Annotated in this window: 13 protein-coding genes; 4 read left to right on the top strand and 9 right to left on the bottom strand. The window is 64.1% G+C overall.

What is annotated here, in order from left to right; all coding sequences use genetic code 11:
- Positions 1 to 38: 38 nt before the first annotated feature.
- Complete coding sequence (locus tag ACK4OE_RS13605; RefSeq protein ID WP_409885345.1) at positions 39 to 1,016, top strand: class I SAM-dependent methyltransferase; 978 nt, start codon at positions 39 to 41, stop codon at positions 1,014 to 1,016.
- Between the two features lie 3 nt (positions 1,017 to 1,019).
- On the opposite strand, the gene ACK4OE_RS13600 is transcribed toward ACK4OE_RS13605, so the two are convergent.
- The 5 genes from ACK4OE_RS13600 to ACK4OE_RS13580 form a co-directional block, all read right to left on the bottom strand.
- Positions 1,020 to 2,300, bottom strand: coding sequence for a TRAP transporter large permease subunit (locus tag ACK4OE_RS13600; protein ID WP_409885344.1), 1,281 nt, complete (start codon positions 2,298 to 2,300; stop codon positions 1,020 to 1,022).
- Positions 2,297 to 2,821, bottom strand: a complete 525-nt coding sequence (locus tag ACK4OE_RS13595) for a TRAP transporter small permease (protein ID WP_409885343.1) — start codon at positions 2,819 to 2,821, stop codon at positions 2,297 to 2,299. Before ACK4OE_RS13595 ends, ACK4OE_RS13600 begins: the two co-directional genes overlap by 4 nt.
- A 15-nt stretch (positions 2,822 to 2,836) precedes the next feature.
- Complete coding sequence (locus ACK4OE_RS13590; protein WP_409885342.1) at positions 2,837 to 4,270, bottom strand: FAD-binding oxidoreductase; 1,434 nt, start codon at positions 4,268 to 4,270, stop codon at positions 2,837 to 2,839.
- 93 nt (positions 4,271 to 4,363) lie between these two features.
- Positions 4,364 to 5,395, bottom strand: coding sequence for a TRAP transporter substrate-binding protein (locus ACK4OE_RS13585; protein ID WP_409885341.1), 1,032 nt, complete (start codon positions 5,393 to 5,395; stop codon positions 4,364 to 4,366).
- On the bottom strand, positions 5,392 to 6,306 hold the full coding sequence (locus ACK4OE_RS13580) for a fumarylacetoacetate hydrolase family protein (RefSeq protein ID WP_409885340.1): 915 nt from the start codon (positions 6,304 to 6,306) through the stop codon (positions 5,392 to 5,394). Before ACK4OE_RS13580 ends, ACK4OE_RS13585 begins: the two co-directional genes overlap by 4 nt.
- 112 nt (positions 6,307 to 6,418) lie before the next feature.
- Between ACK4OE_RS13580 and ACK4OE_RS13575 the strand changes: the two genes are divergently transcribed.
- Positions 6,419 to 7,108 (top strand): GntR family transcriptional regulator, encoded by a 690-nt coding sequence (locus ACK4OE_RS13575; protein ID WP_409885339.1) that lies wholly within the window; start codon positions 6,419 to 6,421, stop codon positions 7,106 to 7,108.
- A 36-nt stretch (positions 7,109 to 7,144) separates the two neighbouring features.
- On the opposite strand, the gene ACK4OE_RS13570 is transcribed toward ACK4OE_RS13575, so the two are convergent.
- Positions 7,145 to 7,720, bottom strand: coding sequence for a TetR/AcrR family transcriptional regulator (locus ACK4OE_RS13570; protein WP_409885338.1), 576 nt, complete (start codon positions 7,718 to 7,720; stop codon positions 7,145 to 7,147).
- Between the two features lie 263 nt (positions 7,721 to 7,983).
- On the opposite strand from ACK4OE_RS13570, the gene ACK4OE_RS13565 reads away from it, so the two are divergent.
- Both ACK4OE_RS13565 and ACK4OE_RS13560 read left to right on the top strand, forming a co-directional pair.
- Positions 7,984 to 9,507 (top strand): MFS transporter, encoded by a 1,524-nt coding sequence (locus tag ACK4OE_RS13565; RefSeq protein ID WP_409885337.1) that lies wholly within the window; start codon positions 7,984 to 7,986, stop codon positions 9,505 to 9,507.
- A gap of 227 nt (positions 9,508 to 9,734) precedes the next feature.
- A complete protein-coding gene (locus ACK4OE_RS13560) occupies positions 9,735 to 11,063 on the top strand; it encodes a patatin-like phospholipase family protein (protein WP_409885336.1) in 1,329 nt (442 codons plus the stop codon).
- Between the two features lie 50 nt (positions 11,064 to 11,113).
- On the opposite strand, the gene ACK4OE_RS13555 is transcribed toward ACK4OE_RS13560, so the two are convergent.
- The 3 genes from ACK4OE_RS13555 to ACK4OE_RS13545 form a co-directional block, all read right to left on the bottom strand.
- Positions 11,114 to 11,617 (bottom strand): flavodoxin family protein, encoded by a 504-nt coding sequence (locus tag ACK4OE_RS13555; RefSeq protein ID WP_409885335.1) that lies wholly within the window; start codon positions 11,615 to 11,617, stop codon positions 11,114 to 11,116.
- Positions 11,618 to 11,762: 145 nt separating this feature from the next.
- Entirely contained in the window at positions 11,763 to 12,545 is a 783-nt protein-coding gene (locus ACK4OE_RS13550) for a hypothetical protein (protein WP_409885334.1), read from the bottom strand.
- A gap of 163 nt (positions 12,546 to 12,708) precedes the next feature.
- Positions 12,709 to 13,197 carry an EVE domain-containing protein gene (locus ACK4OE_RS13545; RefSeq protein ID WP_409885333.1) on the bottom strand — a complete coding sequence of 163 codons (489 nt, stop codon included), beginning with the start codon at positions 13,195 to 13,197 and terminating at the stop codon, positions 12,709 to 12,711.
- Positions 13,198 to 13,254 lie beyond the last annotated feature (57 nt).

Here is a 13,254-nt window from a genome sequence, read left to right as displayed (position 1 = left end):
GGATAAGCGCTAGAGGCCAAAAACAATCAAATTTTTCTATGCAAGCCCTGCTCGACACCATTGCCACCATGCCTTTGCCCACCGACGCCACGCGCGTCTTTCATGGCCGGGGTGGCAAACACCCGGGCGATGAGCAGTGGGCGCTGGATGCGTACCCGCCCGTTTTCGTCGTCACCAGCTTTTCCCCGGCCACCGACGAGCAACTGGCCACCATTGGCACCGCGCTGCAGGCGCGCTGGGCGCAGATTGCCCCGGCGGGCGAGCCGCTGAACTGGGTGTTTCAGCACCGAGGCGAGGCCCTGCGCATGGAGGGCCGCAGCGAAACGCGCCTGATGGCAGGTGCCGTGCCCGACCCGCATGGGGTAACCGAGGCGGGCGCGCGCTACCGCGTGCATGTGCTGCGCGGCCAAAACCACGGCCTGTTTCTGGACATGGCCGAGGGGCGGCGCTGGGTGCGCGACTATGCCGCTGCCCGCAGCACCGACCGCTATGGCCTCAAGGTGCTGAACCTGTTTGCCTACACCTGCGCGTTTTCTGTGGTGGCGCTGCAGGCGGGCGCCAAGCAGGTGGTGAATGTGGACATGGCCCATGGCGCCATTGCGGTGGGCCAGCAAAACCACCAGCTCAACGGCATCACCACCGGCGCCGCGTTTTTGCCGCACGACATTTTCAGCAGCTGGGGCAAGATCAACCGCAGCGGGCCGTATGGCTTGGTCATCGTCGACCCGCCCAGCTACCAAAAGGGCAGCTTTGTAGCCACCAAGGACTACGCCCGCCTGATGCGCCGCCTGCCCGACCTGCTGGCGCCCGGCGGCCACGCGCTGCTGTGCCTGAACGCGCCCGAGCTGGGCCTGGCTTTTTTGCAGGACCAGATGCGCGAACTGGCGCCCGAGCTGCAGTTTGTGGAGCGCGTGGCCAACCCGGCGGTGTTTGCCGATGTGGACGAAGAGCGGTCGCTGAAGGTGCTGGTGTACCGCGCGCCTTTGCTGGACGAGCCTGCAGCAGTCCATGAGTAAACGTCAGCGGGTAAAGAAGGCCAGCGGCGCCAGCACGAGCTGCGGGAACAGGATGAGCAGCAACAACACCGTCATCTGCGCCGCCAGGTAGGGCAGCACTGCACGGATGACCGGTTCCATCCGCTCTTTGGCCACGCCGCACACCACATTCAGCACCGTGCCCACGGGTGGGGTGATGAGGCCGATGGCATTGTTCATGATGAACAGCACGCCAAAGTACACGGGGTCGATCCCCGCCATGCGCACCACGGGCATCAGCACGGGCACCAGGATGAGGATGGTGGGCGCAAAGTCCAGCGCGGTGCCCACCACAAACACTATGGCCATGATGGCGGCCATCAGCAGCACGGGGTTGCTGGCCAGGGGCTGCAGCATGTCGGCCACCACCATGGGGATGTTGGCCGCGGCAATCAACCACGCCGATACCTGCGCGGCTGCAACGAGGAACATGACCACTGCCGACGTCTTGGCTGCGGCTAGCAGCAGGCCGTACAGCATGGACACGCGCAGCTCGCGGTACACCACAAACCCGATGAACAGCGCGTAGAACACGGCGACCACGGCTGCTTCGGTGGGGGTGAAGTACCCGGCCTTGAGGCCGCCCACGATGAGCAGCGGCAGCATCAGCGCCCAAAAACCCGCCACGGTGGCCGACAGCCGCGCGCGCATGGGCATCTTGTCGCCGCGGGGAATGTGGTCGCGCTTGGCCTGGTACGCCCAGGTGGCCACCAGCGCCACCGCCATCATCAGCCCGGGCACGATGCCCGCCATGAACAGCTTGGTGATGGAGATGTTGCCCACCACGCCCAGCATCACAAACCCGATGGACGGCGGAATGATGGGCGCGATGATGCCGCCCGAGGCAATGAGGCCCGACGCACGCGGAATGTTGTAGCCCGCCTTGCGCATCATGGGGATGAGTAGCGCGGCCACGGCGGCGGTGTCGGCAATGGCCGAGCCCGACAGCGACGCCATGATCACGCACGCAAAGATGGCGACATACCCCAGGCCACCCTTGAAGTGGCCCACCCAGGCGCCCGCCACATTGACTATGCGCCGCGATATGCCGCCTGCGTTCATCAGCTCGCCCGCCAGCACAAAAAACGGGATGGCCATGAGCGGAAAGCTGTCTGCGCCGGACAGCAGGTTCTGCGCCATGATCTGCGCGTCAAAGATGCCCATGTAGGCCATCATGGCCATGCTGCAGGTCAGCAGCGCAAATGCAATCGGCACGCCCAGTGCCATGGCCGCCAGCAGCGACACCACAAAGATGGCAACGATCATGCGGCGCTTTCTTCGTGTGATGCCACCAGGGACGCGGCCGTGATGCGGCCCGCGAGCAGCCGCACGATGTTGACCACCGCCATCACCCCGATGGAGGCAGCGCACAGGTACGCCACCGAATACACCACGCCCAGCGATATGCCCGTGACCAGCCCGATGTTGGCCACGTTCAGCGCATGCTGGCGCAGCATGCCCCACAAAAACACCGCGCAGCAGGCCAGCACCAGGCACTGGGCCAGCAGCACCGTGACAAACAGCGCCTTGCCGCGCAGGCGGTGCACCAGCATGTCCATGCCCAGATGCCCGCCCTCACGCATGGCCACGATGGCGCCCAAAAAGGTGAGCCAGATGAACATGAAGCGCGACAGCTCTTCCGATATGTTGATGCCTGAGTCAAACACGTGGCGCAGCACCACGTTGCCAAACACCATGACGCACATGGCGCCCAAGCACAGCACGAGGATGACATCCAGTGCCTTGAAGTACCAGTTGATGAGTCGTTTCAGACCAAGTTGGGGCATTTGTTTTGTGGGTATTTAGAGGTGACCAACGGCCGAGGGCTGGCTGGCAGGGCTGCCAAACGTGAAGATCTTGCCGGGGTTCAGCAGGTTGTGAGGATCCATGGCCTGCTTGATCTGGCGCATCACCGCCACAGCGGCCGGGCCCAGTTCATCGACCAGGAAGCCCTGCTTGTGCAAGCCCACACCATGCTCGCCGGTGCAGGTGCCGTCCATGGCCAGGGCGCGCTGCACCAGACGGGCGTTCAGCGCCTCGGCGCCTTCGACCTCGGCAGGCACGCTGGCGTCCACCAGCATCTGCACATGAAAATTGCCATCGCCCACATGGCCCACCATGGGCGCCAGGATGCCGGACTGCTGCAGGTCTTGCGCGGTCTGCACCACGCAGTCGGCCAGGTGGGACATGGGCACACACACGTCGGTGACGACAGATCGGCAGCCAGGGCGCAGCTGCAGGGCCGCAAAGTAGACGTTGTGGCGCGCCTCCCAAAGCCGCGTGCGCTCTTCGGGCGTGCCAGACCACTGGAACTGCGCGCCACCGCCGTCCTGCGCCAGGGCCTGCACCACGGCCACCTGCTCGCGCACGCCGGATTCGCTGCCGTGGAACTCAAAGAACAGGTGGGGTTGCTCTGGCAGCCCGGTCTTGCTGTACAGGTTGAGTGCCCGGATGGCAACGGCATCTACAAACTCGCAACGGGCAATGGGCACGCCCAGCTGAATGGTCTGGGTGACTACATCGACGGCGGAATGAATGTCTGGAAATGCGCAGACCGCTGCCATCACGCTTTCTGGCAATGGGTACAGGCGCACCGTGGCTTGCACGATCACGCCCAGCGTGCCTTCAGACCCTATGAACAGCCGCGTCAGGTCGTAGCCTGCGGCGGACTTTTTGGCGCGGCGTGCTGTGGTGATGACCTCGCCATCTGCCGTCACCACGGTCAGGTTCAACACGTTCTCGCGCATGGTGCCGTAGCGCACGGCGTTGGTGCCGCTGGCACGGGTGGCGCACATACCGCCAATGGTGGCGTCCGCCCCCGGGTCGATGGGGAAGAACAGCCCTTCGTCACGCAGCGCCGCGTTCAGTGCCTTGCGGGTGACCCCCGGCTGCACGGTGGCGCATTGGTCGTCCGCGTGGATGGCGATGACCTGGTCCATCTGCTGCAGGTTCAGCGTCAGTCCGCCCTGGGTGGCCAGGGTGTGGCCTTCCAGCGAAGAGCCCGCGCCATAGGGCACCAGCGGCACGCGGTGCTGTTTGCACAGCCGCACGATGGCCACCACTTCGTCGATGCTGCGCGCATAGGCCACGGCGTCGGGCGGCATGGCGGCAAAGATGGACTCATCTCGCCCGTGGTGCGCGCACACGGAGGGGCTGGTGGACAGGCGCTGGCCCAGAAGCTGGCCAAGCGATTCCAGAAAGGCAGGGGGCAAAGGCAGGGGCAGGCGGGCGTTCATGGCGGTGGGTGAATGTCGAAAATGCAGCCCGCGCTCTGAGGACTGACCCTGAGCGCGGGCTGGTGGCAAAAAGCGCTGTGGCCTTTGATCGAACTACTTGGCGCGGGCTTTGCCGATCTCGGTGCGCACCAGGGTCATGAACTCTGGACCGATCTTTTCGAGGTGCGGCGCAATCGCTGGTGGCACGCGGTCGCGGATGACCTGCAGATCGGCTTCAGAGAACTGGGTGACCTGCACGCCCTTGTCCTTCATGCCCTGCAGGGCCGTGCCTGCCTCAGCGGCGGTGGACTTGCGCTGGAACTCCGTGGCCTTGCGCGCGGCGGTGTTCATCATCTTTTGTTCATCGGGAGAGAGGCTGTCCCAGAACTTCTTTGACACGGCAAAGATCAGCGGCGAATACACGTGGCCCGACAGCGTCATGTACTTTTGCACTTCGTAAAAGCGCTGGGTGTACATCAGCACTACGGGGTTCTCCTGCCCGTCAAACGCCTTGGTCTCCAGCGCCACGAAAAGTTCGGACCATGGCAGCGGCGATGCGTTGGCGCCAATGGCCTTGAAGGCATCCAGCGTGAGCGGGTTGGGCTGGGTGCGCAGCTTCAGGCCCTTGAGGTCGTCGATCTTGTTGACCGGGCGGCGCGAGTTGGTGATGTGCCGAAACCCGTTCTCCCACCAGCCCAGCACGTGGATGCCCACGCCGTTGAGCTTGTTGTTGAGGTACTGGCCCACAGGGCCGTCAAACACCGCATGCGCCTCGGCCTCGGTGTTGAAAAGGAAGGGCACATCCTGAAACCCCAGCTCTTTGACCTGGCCCAGCAACGCCAGCGCGCTGCCGGTATAGAACTCCTGCACGCCGCCTTGCAGCGCGCCCAGCATCTGCGGGTCGGGGCCCAGGGCTTGGTTGGCGATGACGGCGATCTTCATCTTGCCGCCCGTGGCCTGGTCCATGTCGGCGGCGAACTGCTTGGCCGCCTGGCCCGCGGGGTGGGCGTCTGCAAGGCCATGGCCGAAGCGGGCAGTGCGCGCCTTGACGTCCTGCGCGTGGGCAGCGGTGACTGCCAGCGTGGCAGCGGCGCCCAGAACGGCGGCGCAAAGAAAACGGTGCAGTCGCGTGGTCTTCATCTTCATGATGTTGTCTCCTCTAGGGGTTGGGCTGGGGCCGGGGTTTGGGGGGCTGTGGCGGCGCTTTGCACCCGGTTGCGCAGCAGGCCGATGCGTTCGATTTCCACCTCGCAGATGTCGCCGGGTTTCATGTACAGGCGCGGCTCGCGGGCATGGCCAATGCCTGCCGGGGTGCCAGCCACGATCAGGTCGCCCGCTTCGAGCGTGATGGCCTCGCTGATGGTGACGATGAGCGATTCGACGTCGAACACCATGTCGCTGGTGTTGGCGGACTGCACGGTCTGGCCGTTCAGGCGCGTTTCCAGCAGCAGGCCGCGGGCACCGGGCGGCAGCTCGTCGGCGGTGACCATGCAGGGGCCGAACGCGCCGGTGCCGTCAAAGTTCTTACCCATCGTCCATTGCGGGGTCTTGAACTGGTATTCGCGCACGCTGCCGTCGTTGAACACCGAATAGCCCAGCACGTGCGACAGCGCGTTTTCACGCGTGATGCGGTAGCCGCCCGTGCCAATCACCACCACCAGTTCGCCTTCAAAGTCCAGCGTGTCTGACAGCTCGGTGTGCAGCAAGGGCGCGTTGTGCGCAGTGACGCTGGAGTTGAAACGTGCAAACAGCGTGGGGTAGGGCGGCTGCACAAAGCCGCTTTCGGCGGTGTGGTCGCGGTAGTTCAGGCCCACGCAGATGATCTTGGCGGGGTGGGCGACGGGTGCCAGGAACTGCACCGCGTCCAGGTCCACCACGGGCTGCCGCGCCATCGCGAGGGCTGCGGCATCCAGGGCGGCACGGCCCTGGCGGATCAGGTCGTCCACGTCGCCCGGGTAGCCGGGCTGGTTGTGGGTGGTGCCGCGCCACGCGGTGGTGGCGGCATGCCACACGGCCCAGCCCTGGTGCCCGTGCGATTGAAAACGAACCAACTTCATTTGTTCTCCTGGTAGGAGCGCACCGTGGTGAGTACCGTCTGCGCTGATAGATATTTGAACGAATAATCTATTATTCTGCAGTTGGTACATTCCCGCATACAATCCGACCGCCATGCTGACCACCTCGATTACGTTGAACAAGCGCACCCAGGCCGAAACCGCCTGCGACCTGATCCGCACCGAAATCCTGGACGGGCGACTGACGCCGGGCGCGAAGCTGAACATCAAGGCGCTGGAAGAACGGTTCGAACTGAGCCTGGGCGCCGTGCGCGAGGCGTTGTCCCGCCTGGGCGCCGAGGGCATGGTGATTGGCGAGTCGCACCGCGGCTACCGCGTGGCGCCAGTCAGCAAAGACGAACTGCTTGACCTGACGCGCGCCCGGGTCGAAATGGAATGCCTGTGCCTGGGCCAGGCCATGCGGCATGGCGATGTGGAGTGGGAGACACGCATCGTTGCGGCCGCCCACCGCATGGAGCGGCTGCAGTCGCAAACCTCGGACGTCGAAGCGCGGTCCACCAAACCCTGGAACGATGCCCACGGCGAGTTTCATGAGGCGCTGGTCAGCGCTTGCCCCAATCAGTGGCTGCTGCGCATGCGCCACATGCTGTACGAGCAAAGCGAGCGTTACCGCCGCCTGTCCGTACCCCTGAGCACGGACGAACGCGACGTGCGCAACGAACACCGCCAGATCATGGAAGCCGCACTGCGCCGCGACCAGGCCAGCACCTTCGCGGCGCTTGAGCAGCACCTGCTGGCCACGGCGCAGATCATTCTTCGGTCGCCGCTGCTGCAAGGCGACTGAGGCAAGGCCGAGCCCGTTACTCGCCGGTCTGCGGAATCAAGCCTGTGCCTGCGCCAAAGCGCCACGCATGAACAGTGTCTCCACCATCCCCGACAACCCAGCCCGCGCCACGCGTCCCCGGCGCTCGGCATCGACCATTCCCGTCACCAATGAGATGAGTGCCTCCATCATGGCTGGTGCGCTGATGTCGATGCGGAAGACGCCTTCACGTTGCCCTCTGAGAAAAAACGCATCCATCTTCTCCTCGAATTCGTTCCACAGGATGGCCCAACGCGTGTCCTTTTCTGAGTCCGGTCTCCAGTAGAAGGTGAGGAAGGCTGCCATTTCTCTGTGTTCTAACAGGCCTTGAATGACGCGGCGCAGCGCATCCACTGGTGCGCCGTCATCCACCGCTGCGTATGCCAGTGCGCGGTGCATGACCTGGGCGCCATGCGACATCAAGCGGTCCACCAGCTCCTCGCGCGTGCGGCAAAACCGGTAAAGGGTGGCTTTGCTGACACCGACGGCCTGGGCCAGTTCCTGCAGGGTTGCACGAGGCTGGCTCACCAAAGCTTGCGCCAGCAACACCAGCAGGCGTTCATCGTCGAGCTTGGTGGCGGGTGAAATGGTCATGGAGCTTGCCTTCATGTCGCTGTTTGATGCGCGCGGTCAACGTGTCGATGTGTCGATGTGTGGTGCGGGCGATGTTGTGCACGGGTTGTCGTTTTTGTCTTGCAGCGACAAGTTTAACCACACATGCATCATATGAATCATTTTTGATTCATATGATTTCATAAAGACTCATAAAATGCTTGTTTGACTCTGGACAGGCTTCGCCAGAGCCGCTCTTTCGTGTGTTTTAGTGCCGCCCAACGCCAGCCACCTCCAAGTGAACCATGTCCGTATCAACCGCTGAACCCAAACGCTGGCTTGTGCTCATTGCCGTCATGCTTGCTTTCCTGCCAGTCGTGCTGGACATGACGATCTTGCACGTCGCCGTGCCCAAGCTGACTCTGGACCTGGGCGCGAGCAATACGCAGGTCTTGTGGATCATCGACATCTATCCGCTGTTGATGGCTGGTCTGCTCGTGCCGATGGGCACATTGGCCGATCGCGTCGGCAACCGGCGCCTCTTGTTGATTGGGCTTCTGGTCTTCGGCACCGCGTCGGGGCTCGCGGCTTTCGCACCCAACGCGTACATGCTGATCGCCGCCCGGGTGTTGCTGGCCGTTGGCGGGGCGATGATCATGCCCTGTGTACTGGGCACCATCCGTCGCACCTTCGAGGATGAGGCAGAGCGCGCTACGGCGCTTGGCCTGTGGGGCATGGTGGGGGCTGCGGGCGCTGCTGTGGGCCCGCTGATCGGTGGCGGGCTGCTTGAGCATTTCTGGTGGGGCTCTGTCTTTTTGATCAACGTGCCGTTGGTCTTGGTGGTCGTTCCCGCCTGCTACCTGTTGCTGTCAAGGGTCGAGGTGACGACACCCGGCACGTGGCCCATCGGCCAGGCCGCCCTGCTGATTCTGGGCATGGTTTCGGTGATTTATGGCATCAAGGCGGCCTTTGGCGCAACCCAACCCACGGGGGTGGTGGTTCTCATGATCATTGCGGGTGCGGCACTGTTGGTTCTGTTCGCGCGCAAGCAACTGCAGTCAAAGACGCCCATGCTGGATCTGACACTGTTCTCACGCCCCGCCATCCTGGCAGGGATGATCATGGCCATGGTGACCGTTGGCGCACTGGCCGGGGTTGAGCTGACACTGGCCCAGGAGCTGCAATACGTGCTGGACAAAACGCCTTTGCAGGCGGGCATCTTCATGATCCCGATCATGGCGGCAGCGGCCGTTGGGGGGCCATTGGCCGGCAAGCTCAGCAGCCTTTTCGGGTTGCGCCAAGTAGCCAGCCTGTCGTTGATGGTGGCTGCAGGCGCGCTTGCGCACCTGGCCTTCAGTGACTTTCACCAACCAGGGCTGATTGTTCCGGCCTTGCTCGCCGTGCTGGGCCTGACACTCAGCATCGGGCTGACCGCGTCCTCCATCGCCATCATGGGTTCGGTTGAGGCCAGCAAGGCTGGCGCTGCAGGCTCACTGGAGGCCACTAGCTATGAATTGGGTACCGGGCTTGGTATTGCGCTGTTCGGCGTCTTCATGTCCAGCGCTTTCAGCCGGGCGATGCAACTGCCGTCTGACCTTGCACCAGATCTTGCGCTGCAGGCCGTTCGCTCCATCGGTGACACCTATCTGGTGGCAGCACGTTTGCCCTTCGATCAGGGCGCGGCATTGATCGCTGCGGGCAAGACTGCTTTTACAAGCACGCATTCGGTTCTGCTCTCGACCTCCGCAGCAATGATTGGCTTGCTGGGCATCGTCGTTTTCTTCTTGCTCGCCAGCTATAGGGGGGCGAGCAGTGCAGAAAGCGCCTGAACTGAAATGCAGCGTCATGGCACGCGAATCGTGCGATGGCCGGACAGCAATGCCTGCTGGCGCGTGTGCGTGTATGAGTACGTGTACATGTACGTCTACGTCTACGTCTACGTGTCACGCCATGGGTTTGAGCGCCCTTGATACGACTGCAATGTGTCCACGCCGTATTTAGGTTGCCTTGGGGCAATGCGTGCGGCAGCATGTGCGGCTTCAACCGGGAGAACCCCATGGCCCTTACTGCAGCAGATTTCCAGTCCATAGCCGCCCCCGCCGTGGCTGCCATGCGCGCCCAAGGGCTGGACCAAAAGCACTACAGCGACACCCTGGACGCCGCAGGCCGCCAGTATGTGGACCTGGTGATGGAAGGCGGCGGCGTGCTGGGCATTGCGCTGGCGGGCTACATCTACCTGCTGGAGCAGGCCGGGTTGCGGTTTGCAGCGCTGGGCGGCGCGTCGGCCGGGTCTATCACGGCGCTGGTGCTGGCGGCGCTGGACGAACCCAGTGCGGCCAAGGCCGACCGGCTGGTCGAGATCGTGGCCAACATTCCCATGGCCGAGTTCATGGATGGCAAGGACGACCGCGACGATGACGCGCGGGACTTCATCAGCACCATGCTGCAGCGCCCAGGCCTTGCCAAAGGGTTGTGGAAGGCCATGCAGATTCTGGACAACCTGGACGAGATACAGGGCCTGAACCGGGGCGACCGGTTTCATGCGTGGCTGACCGAGGTGCTGGGCCGCAGCGGCATTCGTACCACCCTCGCGCTGCGCCAGCGCATGGCGGCCACGCCACTGGGCTGGCACCTGCGCCCAGGCAGTGTGCACAGCGTGTCGCAACTCGATGGAAATGCCACATTGCAGCCGCTGGACCCAGCCAAGGACTACCTGTGCATCGTCACGGCCGACATTGCGACCGAGACCAAGGTGGAGTTCCCGCGCATGGCTGCGCTGTATTGGGATGCACCTGGCTCGGTGAACCCGGCAGACTATGCGCGGTGCTCCATGTCCATCCCGGTGTTTTTCAAGCCGTATAGGGTCCCACTGAAAATCCGGGACCAGAGCCATCGGGACTTGTGGTGTGAACTGGCCGGATTGGACAAGCGCGACCTGGACCCGGCGCGCGTACCGCCGTTTCCGCCGCCCGAAGCCTGCTTCATTGACGGCGGGGTGCTGTCCAACTTTCCCATCGACGCGTTTCACAACACCAACAAGGTGCCCGCCCGGCCCACGCTGGGCGTCAAGCTGCAGTGGGACGACCGCAGCCACACCATCACCAAGCTGACCAAGCTGGTCACCCAGACATTCAACTCATCGCGCCATTGCCTGGACTTTGAGTTTCTGCGCAAGAACCCCGACTTCAAGCAACTGGTGGCCTACATCGACACGGCCGACCATGATTGGTTGAACTTTGAAATGAGCGACCCCGACAAGCTGGACCTGTTCCGCCGCGGCGCAGAAACCGCGCGGGCCTTTCTGGCGGGGTTTGACTGGGGCAAATACAAGCAGACGCGCCAGTACCTGGTGGGTGCCTACGCACAGGCGTGGGACGGTAAATAGCACAGCAGGCTGCAGACCTGCAGATCTGCACAACAGGACTGCAGCGCGCGTCAGTACACGCCCATGGCCAGCCCGGCGGCCAGCGCTGCGCCCACATCGCGGCAGCGCTGCAGGTCTGCCTCGCCGATGCGTTTGGGCGCCAGGATGGCCTCGGGCGTTTGCGCATGGGTGCACACAATCAGCGGCTCTGCCACGGCTTTCAGACGCCAGCCGGTGGCAATGCGGTCCATCTGCCGCGCAGCGTTGCTGCCATCGCTGCCCGCACAGACCAGGCTGGCATACGGGCGGCCGTTGATCTGGTCGAGCACGCCGTAGTAGCTGCGGTCAAAAAAGTCCTTCATCAGCCCGCTGATGGCCGCCAGGTTCTCCGGGGTCGCAAACACATAGCCATCGGCCGCCAGCACATCGGCCGCGTGGGCCTCGGGCGCATGCAGCAGGCGCACTGCCACGCCAGGCTCGGCATCGGCAGCGCCTTGGCACACGGCTTGAGCCATCTGGTGCGTGCCGCCCGTCATGGAGTGGTAGACGATCAGCAGGGTTTTGGATGCAGGCATGGGGAGGGCGGTTTTGCTTCTAATTTAATAGCTGCTAGCGCTTTATCAGTAGGCGCTAGAGGCCAAAAACACTGAAAATTTGGATTGGATTCTTGAGACGCGCGCCCTAGCGGGCGGCATTGCATTGTTTTGCTACGCCATCGCATCATGGGGTGCCGCTGCTGGGTGGCTCGCCGCCGCCCACACGGTCTGCGCCGACGCCTGCTCCGGAACCCAGCGCCATGGCGCCCATGCCACCACCACCACCACCACCGGCGCCTCCACCGCCCGCCCGTCCACCGGCGGCGCCCGCAGCGGTACTGCCCCGCCTGCCTGCTGCGCCGCCTGCGCCGCTGCCACCTGGCCGAAGGGGGCCTTGGTTCGGAATGGCAAGGCTGGCGGGGATGGGCTCCAGGTCCAGCGCCGCGCGGATGAAGTGGCGCAGCGACACCACCAGCTGCGCCACCTCCACATTGCGCCCGGCCACCATCTCGTTGGCGGCGGTGGCAGCCAGTTGCACCTGTTCTTCGGTGCCCAGCAGGATCACGTCCGACAGCGCGGCCTCTACCGCGTCGCGTATGCGGCGCTGGCGGTCAGAGCTACTGCCGGGTTGCAGTGGCGCATCAGGGTCTGCGCTGATGGGGTCCGTGATTACGTCTTGCGCGGTGTCTGTGGCAGACGCTGGTTTGCGCTGTTCCATGGCACGCAGATCCCGCATGTGTGCCGGGCTGACCTGCAGCTGCCCGGTGAACGACCCGCCCAGGGTTTTGTAGGCCGCCATCAGGGTCTTCAGGCGCTCGTTAATCTGGCGGTTTTCGCGTTCGCGGCGGCGTTGCATGGTCTGCATGAACACCAGCCGGATGCCCACCATGACCAGCGTGGCCACCAGCAGCCCCATCACTGTGGAGAGCAGGGCGGACCATGAGCTGAAGTCGAGGATGTTGCGCATGGCGTGGGTGCGGGCCGGTGGCCGTGGGCGTTGTGGTCAGCAGGCCATGATAGGTGCGCGCCTGGCCGCAGGCGGTAGGCGCACACCGCGCGTATAGGTGGCGTGTATAGGTGGCACGTACATCTGGCGAGTCTCGGGGCGCTTCTCGGTGCGTGCAAGGCTCTCAGTCCGCGCCCAGCAGCGCCACGATGCGATGCCAGTGCGCGGCGTCCACCGGCGTGATGGACAGGCGACTGCCTTTTTGCAGCATGCGCAGGTCCGCAAGGTCTGGTCGCTCGCGCAGCTCGGCCAGGGGCATCAGCCGGGTCTTGCGCAGGGCCTGCACGTCCAGCAGCAGCCAGCGGGGCGCGTCGGGCGATGACTTGGGGTCGTGATAGGGCGATGCGGCATCAAACTGCGTGGGGTCGGCCCGGGTGCCGCTGGCCACGCGGGCAATGCCCGCAATGCCTGGCGCCGGGCAACTGGAGTGATAGAACAACACGCCGTCGCCCACCTGCATGTCGTCGCGCATGAAGTTGCGGGCCTGGTAGTTGCGTACGCCCGTCCAGGGCACCGTGGCGTCGGGCGCCGCCAGGGCGTCGTCGATGGAGCACTCGTCGGGCTCGGACTTCATGAGCCAGTAGTGTGTGGGGCGGGGTGTGGGAGAGGACATGCGGCATTCTGGCAAACACGGCATGCAGTAAGTCGGGGGCTAGCACTAGCCGCGGTG

The sequence above is a fragment of the Acidovorax sp. genome (assembly GCF_046314175.1).
Taxonomy (GTDB): domain Bacteria; phylum Pseudomonadota; class Gammaproteobacteria; order Burkholderiales; family Burkholderiaceae_C; genus Acidovorax.
The sequence above is the reverse complement of the archived record's forward strand: the minus strand, read 5'-3'. Positions and strand labels throughout refer to the sequence as shown.

What these genes read in the sequence shown, in the direction of transcription:
- ACK4OE_RS13550 (WP_409885334.1), bottom strand. Translation starts at nt 12,545, where the DNA reads ATGCGCAACATCCTCGACTTCAGCTCATGGTCCGCCCTGCTCTCCACA.
- ACK4OE_RS13555 (WP_409885335.1), bottom strand. Translation starts at nt 11,617, where the DNA reads ATGCCTGCATCCAAAACCCTGCTGATCGTCTACCACTCCATGACGGGC.
- ACK4OE_RS13580 (WP_409885340.1), bottom strand. Translation starts at nt 6,306, where the DNA reads ATGAAGTTGGTTCGTTTTCAATCGCACGGGCACCAGGGCTGGGCCGTG.
- ACK4OE_RS13600 (WP_409885344.1), bottom strand. Translation starts at nt 2,300, where the DNA reads ATGATCGTTGCCATCTTTGTGGTGTCGCTGCTGGCGGCCATGGCACTG.
- ACK4OE_RS13545 (WP_409885333.1), bottom strand. Translation starts at nt 13,197, where the DNA reads ATGTCCTCTCCCACACCCCGCCCCACACACTACTGGCTCATGAAGTCC.
- ACK4OE_RS13565 (WP_409885337.1), top strand. Translation starts at nt 7,984, where the DNA reads ATGTCCGTATCAACCGCTGAACCCAAACGCTGGCTTGTGCTCATTGCC.
- ACK4OE_RS13605 (WP_409885345.1), top strand. Translation starts at nt 39, where the DNA reads ATGCAAGCCCTGCTCGACACCATTGCCACCATGCCTTTGCCCACCGAC.
- ACK4OE_RS13575 (WP_409885339.1), top strand. Translation starts at nt 6,419, where the DNA reads ATGCTGACCACCTCGATTACGTTGAACAAGCGCACCCAGGCCGAAACC.
- ACK4OE_RS13590 (WP_409885342.1), bottom strand. Translation starts at nt 4,270, where the DNA reads ATGAACGCCCGCCTGCCCCTGCCTTTGCCCCCTGCCTTTCTGGAATCG.
- ACK4OE_RS13560 (WP_409885336.1), top strand. Translation starts at nt 9,735, where the DNA reads ATGGCCCTTACTGCAGCAGATTTCCAGTCCATAGCCGCCCCCGCCGTG.
- ACK4OE_RS13595 (WP_409885343.1), bottom strand. Translation starts at nt 2,821, where the DNA reads ATGCCCCAACTTGGTCTGAAACGACTCATCAACTGGTACTTCAAGGCA.
- ACK4OE_RS13570 (WP_409885338.1), bottom strand. Translation starts at nt 7,720, where the DNA reads ATGACCATTTCACCCGCCACCAAGCTCGACGATGAACGCCTGCTGGTG.
- ACK4OE_RS13585 (WP_409885341.1), bottom strand. Translation starts at nt 5,395, where the DNA reads ATGAAGATGAAGACCACGCGACTGCACCGTTTTCTTTGCGCCGCCGTT.